Source organism: Paenibacillus sp. GCM10023252 (assembly GCF_042653305.1).
Classification (GTDB): domain Bacteria; phylum Bacillota; class Bacilli; order Paenibacillales; family Paenibacillaceae; genus Pristimantibacillus.
Genome location: NZ_JBHSHW010000009.1, coordinates 433,713 through 449,677 on the forward strand (window position 1 = coordinate 433,713; position 15,965 = coordinate 449,677).

General features: G+C 49.1%; 13 protein-coding genes. 5 read left to right on the top strand and 8 right to left on the bottom strand.

Translation table 11 applies throughout. The features are described 5' to 3' along the window. Window positions 1–286 precede the first annotated feature (286 nt). The 4 genes from ACFO9Q_RS07730 (at window position 287) to ACFO9Q_RS07745 (ending at window position 5,234) form a co-directional block, all read left to right on the top strand. On the top strand, window positions 287–2,083 hold the full coding sequence (locus ACFO9Q_RS07730) for a choice-of-anchor Q domain-containing protein (protein WP_379180401.1): 1,797 nt from the start codon (window positions 287–289) through the stop codon (window positions 2,081–2,083). A 174-nt stretch (window positions 2,084–2,257) separates the two neighbouring features. Then, on the top strand, window positions 2,258–3,367 hold the full coding sequence (locus ACFO9Q_RS07735; RefSeq protein ID WP_379180403.1) for an amidohydrolase family protein: 1,110 nt from the start codon (window positions 2,258–2,260) through the stop codon (window positions 3,365–3,367). Window positions 3,368–3,372: 5 nt separating this feature from the next. Next, window positions 3,373–3,735 (top strand): Rieske (2Fe-2S) protein, encoded by a 363-nt coding sequence (locus ACFO9Q_RS07740; RefSeq protein ID WP_379180405.1) that lies wholly within the window; start codon window positions 3,373–3,375, stop codon window positions 3,733–3,735. Between the two features lie 83 nt (window positions 3,736–3,818). Then, entirely contained in the window at window positions 3,819–5,234 is a 1,416-nt protein-coding gene (locus ACFO9Q_RS07745) for a glycoside hydrolase family 88 protein (RefSeq protein WP_379180407.1), read from the top strand. Here ACFO9Q_RS07745 and ACFO9Q_RS07750 read toward each other — a convergent pair. From ACFO9Q_RS07750 to ACFO9Q_RS07775, 6 genes are read right to left on the bottom strand one after another with little or no spacing between them, the layout of a single operon-like run. Next, window positions 5,231–7,780: an FtsX-like permease family protein gene (locus ACFO9Q_RS07750; RefSeq protein WP_379180409.1), complete on the bottom strand. Its 2,550-nt coding sequence runs from the start codon at window positions 7,778–7,780 to the stop codon at window positions 5,231–5,233. The genes ACFO9Q_RS07745 and ACFO9Q_RS07750 overlap by 4 nt on opposite strands. Beyond that, complete coding sequence (locus tag ACFO9Q_RS07755; protein WP_379180411.1) at window positions 7,777–8,541, bottom strand: ABC transporter ATP-binding protein; 765 nt, start codon at window positions 8,539–8,541, stop codon at window positions 7,777–7,779. Before ACFO9Q_RS07755 ends, ACFO9Q_RS07750 begins: the two co-directional genes overlap by 4 nt. An 8-nt stretch (window positions 8,542–8,549) precedes the next feature. Further along, window positions 8,550–9,158: a YkoP family protein gene (locus ACFO9Q_RS07760; RefSeq protein WP_379180413.1), complete on the bottom strand. Its 609-nt coding sequence runs from the start codon at window positions 9,156–9,158 to the stop codon at window positions 8,550–8,552. Between the two features lie 7 nt (window positions 9,159–9,165). Continuing rightward, window positions 9,166–9,960, bottom strand: coding sequence for a DUF4097 family beta strand repeat-containing protein (locus tag ACFO9Q_RS07765; RefSeq protein WP_379180415.1), 795 nt, complete (start codon window positions 9,958–9,960; stop codon window positions 9,166–9,168). Beyond that, entirely contained in the window at window positions 9,957–10,505 is a 549-nt protein-coding gene (locus ACFO9Q_RS07770; protein ID WP_379180417.1) for a DUF1700 domain-containing protein, read from the bottom strand. The genes ACFO9Q_RS07765 and ACFO9Q_RS07770 overlap by 4 nt, the downstream gene beginning before the upstream one ends. Next, the gene (locus ACFO9Q_RS07775; protein WP_379180419.1) at window positions 10,502–10,822 is read right to left on the bottom strand and encodes a PadR family transcriptional regulator; all 321 of its coding nucleotides are present in this window, start codon (window positions 10,820–10,822) and stop codon (window positions 10,502–10,504) included. The genes ACFO9Q_RS07770 and ACFO9Q_RS07775 overlap by 4 nt, the downstream gene beginning before the upstream one ends. A gap of 335 nt (window positions 10,823–11,157) precedes the next feature. On the opposite strand from ACFO9Q_RS07775, the gene ACFO9Q_RS07780 reads away from it, so the two are divergent. After that, on the top strand, window positions 11,158–12,372 hold the full coding sequence (locus tag ACFO9Q_RS07780; RefSeq protein ID WP_379180421.1) for a Gfo/Idh/MocA family protein: 1,215 nt from the start codon (window positions 11,158–11,160) through the stop codon (window positions 12,370–12,372). A 54-nt stretch (window positions 12,373–12,426) separates the two neighbouring features. Here ACFO9Q_RS07780 and ACFO9Q_RS07785 read toward each other — a convergent pair whose 3' ends face one another. Both ACFO9Q_RS07785 and ACFO9Q_RS07790 read right to left on the bottom strand, forming a co-directional pair. Beyond that, on the bottom strand, window positions 12,427–14,088 hold the full coding sequence (locus ACFO9Q_RS07785; protein ID WP_379180423.1) for a response regulator transcription factor: 1,662 nt from the start codon (window positions 14,086–14,088) through the stop codon (window positions 12,427–12,429). 26 nt (window positions 14,089–14,114) lie between these two features. Next, window positions 14,115–15,920, bottom strand: coding sequence for a sensor histidine kinase (locus ACFO9Q_RS07790; protein ID WP_379180425.1), 1,806 nt, complete (start codon window positions 15,918–15,920; stop codon window positions 14,115–14,117). Between the last annotated feature and the right edge of the window lie 45 nt (window positions 15,921–15,965).

Below are 15,965 nucleotides of genomic sequence, written 5' to 3' on the forward strand. Positions count from 1 at the left end.
AGATTTACGAACACCTTGAATGGCCTCGTGCCTTCAAGGTGTTTTTTGAGTGCAATAATTGGAAATACGATCTAATTGTGGCTAGAGCCAAATATCTTAAACAAACAGATCGAATCTTAAAACTATGCTATGTTCTTGATCGTAATTAATAGGTTATGTTGGGAGTGTGAATTCATGTAAGCGCTTAAAACTCAAAATGAGAGGGGGGATCTTAGTTCGCGCAGCTAATCGAGCAATTGCCATTAAAACCAAAACGGCAGTGTAGAAACTAATAATGGAGGTTTGAATGATGCAATATGTAAATGACCGCTCCTGGAATAGCTTCCTCAGCAAGCCCCTCTTCATCAAGCTATTAGCTCTAGTTCTGCTCGTCATGGGCTGTAATCTGTCAGGCCTCGCTAACCAAGCGGCATACGCAGCCGACCCTGTCACGTATTATGTTAGTCCGACTGGACAAAATGCAAACGGTTACGGAACGTCCCCTTCGACCCCTTATAGAACGATTCAATACGCAGCGGATCGAACCAATGCAGGGGATACGGTCTACATCATGAATGGAACCTACAATGAGACATCAGGTGAAGCGGTATTCAAGGTTACCCGTTCGGGAGCACCTAACGCTTACATTACCTACAAGGCCTATCCTGGACATACACCGAAGCTGAGCACAAGTACGGCCTGGAATCATATCGTTATTAGCAGTGCTTCCTATATTCGAATTGAAGGGCTCGAGATCGAGGGGAATAATGCGAATCTGAGCGTAAGTGCAGGCCAAGCGAGATATGACCACTATATGAGCAACGTCGCTTCAGGCACGGTGGACTGGAACTATATGGCCCCTACGAATACGAATGGCATCTATATTAAGCCGACGAATGTGAGCAGCCCGAATCCGCACCATATCGTCATTGCGGGGAACAAAGTTCATAAAACGCCTGGTGGCGGCATTGTAGCAGAGGAAGCCGATTATATTACAATTGAGAATAATACCGTCTTCGATACCTCTTGGTACAACATCTATGCGACAAGCGGAATCAGTGTATTCCACTCTTACAATTCAGATACCAATACAACCAGCTACAAGAACATAGTCAGAAACAATCGCGTGTACAACAATAAAACCTTCATTATGTGGGCTAAAAATCAAATCTACTCTGACGGAAACGGCATTATTATTGATGATAACAAAAACACGCAGCTGAATGGCAGACTGGCTCCGTATACGGGTAAAACATTGGTCACAAACAACCTCGTCTACTTAAATGGAGGCTCTGGTATTCATTCCTATTCGAGTGCTAATGTAGACATCATCAATAACTCATCCTATCAGAATTCCTCCCAGCTGGATTATGGTGAGATCTACGCACAAGACAGCACGAATGTAAACTTGTATAACAACATCCTGTATGCACGTACGGGGAAAAAGATGAATCCTAACTTGAATAACAGCAATGTAAGCTATAATTACAATGTGTATTACAATGCTGCCCCGACTGTGACTGGCGCTAACGATATCGTTAGAGATCCGCTCTATAGCAATGCAGGAACCGGTGACTTCACTGTCCAATCTGGTTCACCGGCAATAGATACGGGCACTACAACGCTCGCTCCGACGAATGATCTGATCTACAAGCCGCGCCCTAAGGGTGCAGCGGTTGACCGCGGGGCCTATGAGAGTCAGAACCTAATTGGCAATCCAAGCTTCGAATGGGGAAGCACAGGAAGCTGGACGAAGGAACAGAATGCGGCTGGCATTACCGTAACGAATACTGGCGTTTATGGCGGGCAGTATAAGGCAGCTTATGCCACTACTGCAGCAACAAGACTCTCTCAGACCGTATGGGCGCCGGAGACGAAGACCTATACCGTGACTGCGTATATCATAACGAATACGGCTAATGTGAAGCTCGGTGTAGATGTGGGCGGGAGCTTGGTCGATTCACGAGTTGTTGTTGCAGATGGATCGTACAAAAAAGTAACCTTCACGTTTAATGCTGCAGCAAATCAATCAATTAAGGTGTGGGTATCTGCACCTCAGGCACAAGGCGGCTGGGTAGGCTTAGATGATGTATCCGTGAATTAAGGACTTGGAGGGAACCTCGGACAGTGAGGTTCCCTTTCTTTATGAAGGCGCATCCAACCTATCTAACAATAATCCAGATTATTCGTTTTTTTCTTCATGTACCTATCCGCAATTTCGGGTTACAGTATAGTTAATTAAAGGACAATACTAAGATTCACAAGGGAGAGAGATACGATGGCTGCTCCGAGAATTATTGATGCAGATGTCCATAATGCAATTGCCCACTCGAAGGATCTGCTGCCTTACCTGCCTAGGGTCTGGCACGAATACTGGATGTCAGCAGGGCCGGGCTATGGTGGAGGATGGCATTCTCCGATTAGCGTACTGCGCTCCGACGCGAAGACTGATGAGGGTGGAACTCCGGGCAGTGACCCGCAGTTTATGCTTAAGCATCATTTTCATAAGTATGGAATTGACTATGGCGTGCTGACGGGCTCAGGTATATTAGGCATCTCGCTGAACCCGAATCCGGATTATGCCAATGTGGTGGCAAGTGCTTACAATGATTGGCTCGTGGAGACTTGGCTGAAGGCAAGTCCGGTCTATAAGGGCTCCATTCTCGTGAATCACTCCGATCCGCAGGCAGCGGCCAAGGAGATTGACCGGATGGCGAAGCATAAGGATATGGTTCAGGTCATCATGTGCAGCGGATCACGAATGCTGTATGGCCAGCGGTTCTTCCATCCCATCTATGAAGCAGCTGAGCGTAACGGTCTGCCTGTGGCGGTGCATCCTGGCACGGAGGGCAGAGGGATATCTGGGGCGCCAACCCCTTCGGGATACCCGACGAGCTACTTCGAATGGCACAATATTCTTCCTATTAACTATATGGCGCATGTGAATTCCTTAGTCTGTGAAGGGGTGTTCGAGAAGTTCCCTAAGCTGAAGTTCGTCGCGATCGAAGGCGGCATCGGATGGCTGCCGCATCTCATGTGGCGTATGGATAAGAACTACAAGGGACTCAGGGATCTGGTGCCTTGGCTGAAGCGCCTGCCTTCCGAATACATTAAGGAACATATTAGACTAACTACACAGCCGATTGAAGAGCCGGCGAACGGTGAGCATCTCAATCAGATTCTAGATATGGTGGATGCGGGCAACACGGTCATGTTCTCCTCGGACTATCCGCATTGGGACTTCGATAATCCGAAGATGGCGCTGCAGCCGATCCGCAAGGAGCTTCGCAGCAGAATTCTCGTTCATAATGCGATGGAACTATATGGCCTGCATGAAGCGCCTGTACTCGCAGATCAGCAGACTGCTTCCGCAGCAGGGGAGGTGTAACCTGCATGACCGCAACCGAACAGCGTTATGCTGTGGCTTCTGCCGAGGAGCTTAAGCAATCAGGTAGAGTCATTACAACGATTAAGGGAATGGAGATTGGTGTATTCCAAGTCGGTGATGCTTACTACGCATGGAGGAATGTATGTCCCCATGGCGGGGCGCCGGTATGCGAAGGTGTCGTCTGTGGAACGAAGATGCCCTCGCTGGTGTACGAGTATAAGTACGGAAGAGATCGGGAGATTGTGCGCTGTCCATGGCATGGCTGGGAATTCGATCTGCTGACAGGCCAGCATCTTGTCGATGAGAAGGTGAAGCTGAGAGGGTATAAGGTAGAAGTCGAAGACGGTCAGATCTACGTGGTGTTGTAAGGACAGGAGCAGCAAGTATTAAGCAGGAATCTTCGTCTGTATGAGAAGGTTCCTGCTTCTATCATGAGGCAGGGGGAATGAAGATGTACAGAACGGTCCATCGAGTGACAGCACCAGAGGCTGCTCTGCCGGATGGCAAGAGAGTACCGCTAGGCTGGTCAGCAAGAGCCGTTGTCCCAGGAGGAGAGCTGACTATCCTCCATTGGCATGACAAGGACTTCCTAATGACGGATCATACAAGGCTTCGTATCTGCACGGCCATAGATGTACGCGAAGACTTACTGGTTGAAGTCGTTACACTTGGGACAGAGAGAGTACTTGGTACATTAGACATTCGTTATGCTCCTGTGTTCCAGATGCTGGAGCTCCCGTTATCCTTGAATGATGCACTTGAAGCTCTGAAGGAAGGGGTTGGGCTTCGGATGACGAAGGGACAATCTGCCCTATGGTTCTTGGTGCAGAGCTCGGATACGGCCATTCGTGAGCCGGCGCTGCTCCCTCATCTACTCGCCCAATCTGCACAGACCAAGCTCCAATCCTTCCATGAGCGTATGAATTCCTTAGCTTCCATTCAGCAGTTCGGCTGGATGGAAGGCTGCGTGCTGGATGGTCTCCTGGATCTGGGTTATCATTCTGCGGTTCGCAGCCATCTCGATCAATACATCACCTCAGATGGTGAACTTATCTATGAAGATCCTAGGAGCTGCCCGGTGGACGGAGTATTCTACGGCATTGAATCCACACTGCCTATTGCTATTCTGGCGAAGCTCGAGCCTGAGAGTCCGCTAGTGGACCGTGCGGCTCAGTTCATGCTTGCTCATACGGATGCGAGAGGGGTTATTCAAGACGGAGATACCTTATCCGCGGAGGGCAGTTATACAATTGCCTACCCGCTAGCTGTTATTGCGAAGCAGCGAGGAGACCGGAAGCTCGCTCAGCTTGCCTACCATCAACTCGTACACCGCAGGGATCACCTCTGGGATGGCGATGCCTTATGCCTCAGGACAAGGAATGACGGTGTTCGAACCTTCCGCAATTGGGGAAGAGCCTATGCCTGGCACTTGCTTGGCCTAGTCCGCTGCCTTGAGGTATGGTCAGATCAGGGGCTCGTGGATTCGGAACAGCTTAGACTCATCGAGCAGGAGTTCGCTCGGACGATGAACGCGGCTAACTCCTATCGCAATAGGCAAGGTCTATGGAGCTGCTTCCTCGATGCTCCGGAGACGGGAGTAGATACGTCTGCTTCTGCCGCTATTGCTGCAGCAGCTGTCATAGCTGGACGTGTTGGTCTTCCGGATTATACGGTTGGGATGGACTTGGAGGAGGTTACACAAGCTCTCCTCCAATATCTAACCCCAGACGGCTTCATGACGGGAACCGCGCAGAGCAACAAGAATGGGGAGGAGCTGCAGCGAAGCGGCTACCGGGTCATCTCGCAGATGGCGATGGGGCTCATGGCTCAGCTGCTTGCCGCACAAGATGAAGAATCGACTAATTAATGGTACGGGGTGCTGCGCTTGATCAGCCTGCTTGCAGGAACGATACCCGATAGCATTCCTAGAATCATGGTACCCGTTATTAACCCAATATAGAGATCTGGACGAATGATCCAGCGCCATAGCCCATCTTGAGCTTGGCTGAATACGCCGATTACAACCTGTGTGATGAGGACTCCGATGAAGATTCCTGCGGTTACAACTAGCGTTGTCTCCCACCCCATTATTCTACGCAGTTGCCCAGGCGTTGCCCCTGCTAATCGGAGGTCTGTTAATTCTCTTGTTCGGTCCGAGGCAGCCATTGCGAATGTGTTAATTACTGCTATGGACATGAATCCAATGGATATGGCCATTAATAAATATAAGGATGCTTGCTGTGCACTCTGTTCAGCGTCGTTCATCCTGTCATCTTGTTCTTCTGAAGATGCTATCCTTAACATCGGATATTGAGCCTTCAGTCCATCGGTTATAGCGGGGGCCCGATCCACATCCTCAGACATAGCGGTTCGTCGAGACTGATCTTCTAGATACAAGGTTGTCAGGAAGCCATACGGATCAGCTGCAGCAATTCGCTCATAGGGAAGTACGAAGTGACCGAACCCTTCGGATAAGTCGTAGACAGCAATCACTCGGAAGGAGTCATGGGTTGTATCAGGCAGCCATAGCTTGATCGTACTCCCGATGTTCAGATCGTAACGCTCAGCTAGTTCGCTGCTTACCGCAACTGAACTCGCACCCATGCTCTGCAGACTCCCATCAGTCACCTTCAAGTCAAGCGGGGGCTGCGCTCCAGACTGATACAGCCCTTGAGCGGCATAGTTCTGCGGCTTGTCGCCTTGCTGCATATAGACCGTTGTTGGAACTGTTCCGGACAACGACCTCCCTCCTGCTGACAGCTCGCTTACGATATCCATAGGCAGGCCGTTACTCCCCTTAGCTGTCACGATGGTTGTCCCTTCGGAACGGCTCGCTTGCTGATCACTGATCATATCGGTTAACAAGCTGCTGTTCAGCAGCATCGTTCCGTTGATTGCAATCATAAGAGCGAGAGGCATTGCAGCTCCCGCCATCCGGGTTGCCCGCGCAGTGACACCAGCAACAGCGATGCTGCCCGCAACTCCGCCAATGGCTCGAATAGCAATCCCTATCAAGCTTCCAATAAGCTTCATCAGCAGCGAGCCTAGAAGAGCTGCTGAGGATAGAAGCAAGCTGCATGCGATGAAGCCCATACCGACACCAATCCCACCCTTCATCGGTGTGAAGAGAAGGACGGCTAATCCGCCTCCGAACGTTAGTATTCCTACAATTAACTTGACTATGGGCATATCGCTTGCCTCTTGAACCGTCTCACGGAGTGCTTGTGTTGGTGCAACACGAGCGCCAGTTCTGCTGGCAATCGCAGCTGATAGCTGCATCACAACAAGACCGATTGCAGCAGCAATGAAGAAGGGCAGTGCGTCGTAGTGAATCTGGAACGACGGAGGCACTGCTCCGATTCGGCGGAACTCATCTCCCAGCAGAGCTGAGCATAAGTAACCTAATGGTAATCCGGTTAAGATTGCACTAATCGCGAGGATGAACGTCTCAGCTGCTATCATTCGCTTCACTTGCCTAGTGGTAGCTCCAATCGTGCGCAATAGGGCTAGCTCCCTTAACCTCTGTCTAACGGCATAGGATACCGTCCCGGCAATGACGAATATGGCAGCAAATGCGGTTATTCCACCCATCGTTCCAAATATCGCAATTGCACCTGTATAGTTCACCGATGAGCTGGGGAAGTCCGCTAGCCCTCTGCGTGAACCGGTATATACCTTGACCTCTTGTTCCGTGGCATTCTCAATTAGGTCTGCAAGCTCAGCCAGATTGGTTCCGGGGGTGGCAATAATCCCAATGGCAGTAGGTTGAACAGTACCGGCGAGACTTGCAGCATCCTGATTAGCGAAGAACAACGTACTCTGAGAAGACATGCTTAGTCCGCTTGGCAGTATAGCTAACCCAGAGATTCGATACTCCTTGGTTATCAGCCTTGATATAATCGTAACGGAATCCCCGATACTTAGGTCAGCGGACTTAGCGAAGTTCTGTTCGACGACCACATCTCCAGAAGCAGGGGCTCTGCCATCTAATTCGAACCTGGATAATCTCGCAGAGCTCCAGCCGTGACCGATGAGGGGTGACCCTTCTATTCCACTCACTGCCTCACCTGACTTGTTGTACATGCCAAGATTGAAGGATTGATCAGCAATAACCTCTTGAACACCCTCAATAGCTTCAACCTTAACTATTGTATCTAAGGCAAGGAGGGGGGCTCCGATCACTCGTTCACGGTTAGTCTCGTCGTCCGATTGTACATAGATATTCCTGTCACCAGCAGCAGATAGATCGACACCATGGAATCGAACTGACGGTATATCGCTGTTGCTGTTGATCGCTGAGAACATGAGCAGGCTGCAAGCGGACATAAGAGCGATGGCGAGCGTTGCGGCAAGGAAGCTGCCGGCGAAGCTTGTTCTTCGGCTAGCAAGGGTAGCAGCAGCTAATCGTATCATCGTGCGCTAAGCTCCATCATTCGGGTACTCACTTGTTGAATAGTTGGACGAGTCAAGGTGCCCTGCAGCTGCCCATCCGCGAGGAATACGACTTGATCAGCCCAAGCCGCAGCCGCTGCGTCATGAGTAACCATTATAACCGTCTGACCCTCTTGATCAACGGATTGTCTGATTAATTGAAGGACATCCATACCCGTGCGCAGATCAAGTGCTCCAGTCGGCTCATCGCCGAATAGCACTTCTGGACGCGAGGCCAGCGCTCGTGCAATAGCGACACGCTGCTGCTCCCCGCCAGATAGTTGACTTGGTTTGTTATGTTCTCGTCCTGCAAGTCCCACTCTTCTCAGCACCTCCTTAGCCCACTTCCGATCTGGCCGAATCCCCGCAAGTCGTTGGGGAAGCAATACATTTTGCCATACCGAGAGGGAATCAATCAGATTGAAGGCTTGGAATACGAAGCCAACCTTCTTGCGTCTGATCTTCGTAAGCTTAGGCTCTCTGAGCTGACTAATGTCGATATCGCCCAGCATCACTTGACCAGAGGTTGGGCGGTCAAGTCCTGCTGCACAATGAAGCAAGGTAGACTTGCCGGATCCAGATGGACCCATCACAGCAGTGAAGGTGCCTTTTGAGAATCCGAAGCTGACCTCTTGTAAGGCCTTGTAATCTACTTTTCCTTTATATATTTTTGATACAGCATGGAGAGATACGGCGTTTTCGTTTTTGCTGTTACTTGCTTCTTGTGTGAATATGAGTCTCATTCCTTTGTTTATTTTATTTTTCCTTGAGGGGGATACTTTTTATACAATGCCGGTTTGGAGAATACTAATAGCATAGGGTACAGCTTGTGTTCATAATTGTTCACTCGTGCACTTCCTGAAGGGTGCATAACCTTCATTAAGAGTCTTAGATAGATGGTAGTCACTTTTTTGAACCAACCCTGCTGCAGAGGATGGAGTTCGAATCCAGCCCCATACACAATGCCTCTATGCAGCATAGTAATGCCTGTTAGACCGGTTATATGGGCAAGCTCCGGATAGCTGTCAAGAGCATTGCTAATATCTTGGAGCGCCTTACGCCCTAAGCGAGCGGTTTGTAAGGCTACTCGATCAGGTTGCTCGGATTGGAGCATATGCTTAATATGGTCATTATTAATGTGAAGCTCACCAATCCATTCCCCATTGTTAATCCAGCTGCCGTCTGAACATGGAATGTTGGGACCTTTATATTTTTTAACCATGAGCTTGCATATACCGAATTGGAATACATGCTTGCTGGATAGTCTGGATAGAAGGTCGAAGCCCTTCTCCCAGGTCATCCACAGGTGTTGAATCAGCTTTTTGGCCTGAATGCGCAGATCGAGCTGCATCGTGTTCATCCTGATGTCACCTGCTCTTATCAGAACGGACACGAACGGTAATGTCCCCGTTGCTGGATTTGATGTTCAATTGGTTATCTCCATTGCCGAGCATGCCATACACATGATTGGAGCCGCTTTGATTATAAAATTTAACTTCCCCGTTTTTCGTCATCAAGTCATAGGTGACATCATCCGGGTTGTCCGAGAGCTGGAGGATCGTGTCACCGTTATTCGAATAAATCTTCATATCCGCTGGCAGGCTTTTACCCTGAACCATGATATCTCCTGTATTCGTTTTAATGTTTATTGATGAGCTTACATTGGAGAGGGTGATGTCTCCAGAACCACCACTGACGATCACTGACTTAGATGTAAGAGCATCCACATCCATATCCGCATGTGAAGATCGGAGTTCAAGTTGGTTGTACTCCTTTTGCGGAACGGAGATCTCAATGGCTACCTTCGCATTGTCTGGAACGACATACCACTTGGATCGATGGTTGAACTGAATGTGTGCTTGTGACGGATTCCCAGCTGCAGGTGCAGCTTGTAGCTGAATATCATTTATTGTTTTTTTGGATACTGTTCCATGTACACGAACAAGGAGCTTGCTACCGGAGTAGGGGGCAACGCGCATATTTCCTGTTGAAGCATGAATTACAAGCGAATCTATACCCGCCATCTCCAGTTCAACCGTCTTCGAATAGGGAACTTGTGCTGTTATTCGGTCTAGCAGATTGCCGCGAGTGAACTCGACTCCTAATCCAGCTGCTCCGATAATAACGAGTGCGACCGCTATGGTCATCCACTTTTTAATCATCTGTGCTGCCCTCCCCTAGCTAATCGAATATTATATTTCAAATATTGGATGAGCCACCTTTTAATTAGCTTAGTTAATGACCATAGGCCGATGAACACCAATATACCTGCACCAAGGGCAAGCATCATGGCATAGAGGATACTCCAGTCGAACCCCGTACTCAGCATGAAGACACCAAGTAGAGGGGAGAGGATTAGAGCAGCAGCGATCGCATATAAGGCAATCAATCCGGCAAGTAATGAAGCAAGAGGAGCCAGCACAACGACGATGTTGAAGAACCCGAGACTCACCGTTGCGAATACAGCACGGCCCAGCATATAAGGATTTCTTGCAGTGGTTGCCTGATCAACATATTGTTCAGCTAGAATCGCTTTTGCTATGACTTTCGGATGACCTAATGCCAGTATGGCTTCTGCCTCGGATTTTCCCTGTTCCATGGCCGAGAAGATATGCTCTTCATAATCGGACAACACATCTGCTCGTTCTTCGGAGGAGAGCTTGCTTAGATGATTGTTTAATTCTTGTAGAAATTGGCTTGTAATCATGGCGACACACCCTTGCGAATTAATTTGTTAACTCCTTGCTCTAAGCTTTCCCATTCACCAATTAGTATGGATACATAAGCTTTTCCCTCGTCTGATATTTTGTAATACTTTCGAGGAGGCCCTTCTCTGGACTCGATTAGATAAGTGGTGAAGTAGCCTTCCTTCGTGAGTCGTCGCAGGAGGGGGTAGATCGTGCCTTCCGCGATTTCGAAGTTTTCAGATATGGCGCTTACCAGCTCGTAGCCGTATCTGTCTTTTTCTAAGGTGAGAACTAGCACGCATAGCTCAAGTACACCTTTTTTGAATTGAATATTCATCGCATCACCTTAGTCATGTAGTTAGTGGTTACAGTATATCAACAGGTACTGTTCAATGCAAGGTACTGAAATTTATTAAATTATGGTTATGATGATTGGAATGGATAACGATTGATAGGGAAGTAGAAGGAGTCTTCATACGGTCTGTAATCCTGCTCCATATGATGGGGGATATCTATTACCAACCAATCAACTCAAGATGATCAATCATGGTTGCAAGTCTAGTGTGCTTTTGGCAACATCTTTGACACTTGTGACTAAATACAGATGTACTTGGAATGAGTAATAATAGAATGGCATCAACAACCATAGTCAACGATCGAGAGGGATTGCATATGAAACTTAAGATAGGTGTAGTCGGGGCAGGACAGTTCTCCCAATGCTTCATTCCGTTATTCCAAGCCCATCCGATGGTAGGAGAAGTGAGCTTAGCAGAGCTGCTCCCTGAACGAAGAGAGAAGTTCGGCAAGGCATTCGGAATGACCCGAATGTTCACGACCTACGAGGACATGCTGAAGAGTGATGTTGATGCGGTGGCCATCTTCACTCAGCGGCATCTTCATGGTCCACAGACGATTCAGGCGCTGCAGGCCGGCAAGCATGTATACTGTGCCGTGCCAATGGCACAATCTCTCGAGGAGATCTCTCGTATATTGGAAGAAGTGAAGCGATCAGGCCTCATCTATATGACGGGGGAGACCAGTTACTACTATCCAAGTACGGTCTATTGCAGAGATCAGTTCCAAGCGGGCGCATTCGGCGAGTTCGTCTACGGTGAAGCGCAATATATCCATGATATGTCTCATGGCTTCTATGATGCGTTCAAGTATTCCGGGGGGAAGGATTGGAAGAAGGTTGCGGGTATTCCTCCCATGTATTATCCGACACATTCGGTTAGTATGATTCTGTCGGTCACTGGTGCTAAGGCGACCAAGGTGGCATGTCTGGGGTATGAAGACCGCAATGAAGACGGGATATTCCGCGTCGGAGGCAACCACTGGGATAACCCGTTCAGCAATGAGACAGCCATTGTTCGAACTTCTGACGGCGGAATGGCGAGATTCAATGAGTTCCGTCGGGTAGGCTGGGGCGGCGCGAACAGTGTGTACATGAACATGTTCGGCCTTGAGGCGGCTTATGAAGAGAATGCGCTCGGATCTGTATGGTCAACCATTAAGGGAGAAGTCATGAACATAACAGATGAGTTAAGCTGTGAGAGCGATTATGTGAATATTGACAATGAAGAAGGGCTGCATAAGGCGTTGCAGCGTGACTTCAATTCCCTGCTTGCTAAGGTACATCACAAGGATCGACTCCCGGTGGAGTTCAATGATAAGCCGAATGGCCACTTAGGCTCTCACCAGTTCTTAGTAGATGACTATGTCAGATCAATAGCTACGAATAAGCTTCCTCCTAATCATGCATGGCGAGCGGCAGACTACCTCGCACCGGGACTTATCGCACACGAGTCCTCCAAGCGCGGAGGAGAATTCTTGGAGGTGCCTGACTTCGGCCAGCCGCCTGCTGGCTGGGATATTCTGAAGGTATAATATATACAAGATAGGAGCCTGTGGAGCTGGTCAGCATCCATAGGCTCCTTCCTCTTAATCAGCCCCTGACGAGGAAGCCGACGTCTCTCTATATTCCTGAGGGGTCTGGCCGTAATACTTCTTGAACAGCTTAATGAAGTATGGGGGATTCTGATAACCGATCTGGCTGCAGATCTGGTAGATCTTATCATTGCTGTTCTTGAGCAGCCATGCGGCCTTCTCCATCTTCTGCCCGATAATATAGTCCCGAATGTTCTCTCCCGTCTCTGACTTGAAGATCGTGGATAAGTAGACAGGGTGGAGGTAGATATGGTCCGCCAGTGCCTGCAGCGTCACATCCTCCGCCAGATGGTCATGTATATATTGCTTCACTCGCGGGATGACGTTCGACTTGTGGTCAACAAGATTGGACTCCAGATCATAGAACAGCTTGGTTGCCGTACGTACCGCCCATTCCTTCAGCTGACGGATGCTGAGGAATCGAGGGCTTAGCGCAGCATCATAATCATCTGCAAGCAGCTGCTCCATTGATTTGCCATTCTTGTGAACCGCATAGACGAATGCGGAGGAGAGATGGAAGTAAGCTTCGAGCAGATGCTCCTTAGAGCTGCTCCACTTGCTCTCCAGCTCATCCATGACCTTGTTAATCTTGGTCAGAGTCGCTTCGCGGCTGCCCATATCGAGCAGCTGCGCCAGACTGGGAAGGTCATACAAGCTCTGCAACGTCTGAATCTCAGCAGCCTCCTGATGGTGTGATAGTGTCATGTAGATGCCAGATTGATTGCCAATATACCGTCTCATCGTGCCAAGGCAGGCTTGGTATACTTCGGGCACTTCCTCTGGGAACCGATGCCATGTGCTGACGACTAAGGAGATGCTGCGCTTCAAGTAAGTCGTAATATTATCTTGAAGCTTCATGGCTGACTGCTCTAGCAGTGTCTGCTCGTCTACTGCCGACCGATGGCCTGTCTGCTGAAGCTGATGTGCCTTGTGATCGCTTAGCTTCACGAGGAAGACGAGATAATCGTAGGAGTCTGACGTATGGCAGAGGTGGAAGTGCTCAGCCATCGTCTCCTCTGCAATATTAGCGATTGCGAATTCGAATAGGGCTAAGCTCTCAGCGTCATAATGAGCATAGGCTTCCTCTAATCGAATGACGAGGAAGGCGAAGCGATCTTCAGGATGCCATGGAAGCTGAAGCATCGTAAGCTTCGACTGCAGCTCTGCTGAAGACAGCTTCTTCCCGGCAATGAGATCCTTCAAGAAGGAAGAACGAAGCAGCGGCATATGATCGCGTATGGAGGTCGAAGCTTGGTTCACCGCAATAATCTGCCCCCACTCCTCATCCAGACACCGGGACATTCGCTCGACAGCTGCTAGAATATCTTCATCTCGGGCAGGCTTGAGGAGATATTCCGCTACTTGGGATGACATTGCTTGCCGGGCATATTCGAAGTCGGAGTATCCAGAGTAGACGATACACTTCGTTCGCTTCCCGAGTGCCCTGATCTGCTCAATTAACTCCAGCCCCGACACCTTAGGCATTCTGATATCCGTAATAACGATGTCAATACTATGTGTGTTCATGATGTGAAGCGCTTGCTCTGCAGAGTAGGCTCGATGTACATAATCAATCTGAATGGAAGACCAAGGAATGGTCTTGGCCAGTGTGTCTACGACTAGTCGTTCATCATCAACGATCATTAATGTGTACATCTGAACCCTCCTTGTTGTACCAGCCGCTACAGTGTTCGACTGCTATCCAGGCCGTCATCTGGTCTTCCATCTGGCGGTGGTTCGGGTACCTCTGCTCCCTCGAGCTCATCCCACTCTATCGCTGCCATCAATCCCCCAAGCTCGGAGGATGCGAGAGTCACCGCAGCCACTCTGCCGAATTGAAGCATAACCCGCTGGGATACATTCCATAGTCCGCATAGCTGCTCTTCATTCGAGCTGTCTCTAATCTTGCGCTCGAGCTGATTACGGACCTCGGAGGATAACCCAGGACCATTGTCTTCCACCGAGAGCCGTATACGGCCTTGCTCTCGGCTGCCGCTAATTCGAATACGGCCAGCATCTGTCTGCGCTTCTACTCCATGTTGAATGGCATTCTCTACTAGAGGCTGAAGAATAAGACGCGGAACGGGAAGAAGTAAGAGAGCAGCTGGAATATTCATCTCATACTCAAGCTCATGCAGCCTTAGCTTATGGATCTCCAAGTAGTTCTCAATCAACCGCAGCTCCTGTGCAAGTGTGGTTACCGAACCTTCGAGCCTTGTCGCATAGCGGTAATATTCCCCTAGATGAATGCTCATGTGAACGACTGACTCCTCGTCCTTCATCCTCGCACTGTTCTTCATGAAGTTCAGACAATTATATAGGAAGTGAGGATCAATCTGAGATTGAAGCTGCTTCAGCTTCGCCTCCTGCATCCGAATACGAGACTCATACACCTTCTCAATCAGCTCCTGAATCTGCTGGGCCATCAGGTTGAACTGATCGATGAGATACTGGAATTCATGATGTCCGGAATAATAGGTGATACGCTTCGAATAGTCCCCTCGCATAAGCGCTCGCACCGTCCCGACCAGCATCAGGATGGGCTGCTGCACATTCTTGTAGATGGTATATGACAGAGCAGATCCAATTACAATCAGAATGGCTAAGGTCGTGTAGAAGAGGAGGCTGCTCTGGCGTATCGGCGCCAGAATATCATCAACAGGAACATAATCAATGAGATACCACTCTAAGGTGTCGGACTTCTGAATGGTCGTCATATATTCCTCTCCGTCTATGACCACCTTGGTGCTGCCGCCATTACGAAGAGCAGCTTCATCCAGCTTAGTCAGGAGCTGTCCGGTCATGTCCGAATGGGAAGTGGAGTTCATAATCGGCTTCTCCCCCGGCTTATACAAGAGCGGATCGTTAATGTTGTCCTCTGCCTTGAACAGGTCCAGCAGCTTCACCAGGTTGCGCTTAGAGAAGGAGACTTCGGTTACAACCGAGTAGTCAGTAGGCGGTCGGTTATCATTGTAAGCGGTCTCGGTAAAAAAACGAACAAAATAATCATCTCTGCCATAATGAAAGTCTGCCGGTTGATAGGACCAGCTTGGAGTAAACTTGCGTTCCAAATACTTCGCGTCATACTTCGGGAAATTCAGTGTGCTCGATACATTCTCCTTAATGCCTGGAGCATGGACGGTCACGATATTGAGCCAGTTCGTTGAGGCGCTCGTAAGACCAAGCTTCTCTGACAAGTTGGACATGACGAAGTAACGGTTGTAAGCGCCTGGAGCATACGTTGCGTTAGAGAAGGTGCGTACAGAAGGATCCCGGTTAAGGGAGAGTGCTAACGTCGTGAGTTGATTCGCACTGGCATCAATCTGATGGGAGAGCAGAGCGAGTGTCGTATCACTTGACTTCTCAATCTCATGACGGATGACGTCATTGCTCGTTCGACTCGAGTAGAGACTCAGTAGAATAATAGGAGCAAGCAGGAATATGACAATGACATTCATCTTCTGATACATCGTTAGCTTACCATACATAGCGGTCCCTCCGTGCCAATCATATGGAACTTCTTAAACAAACAT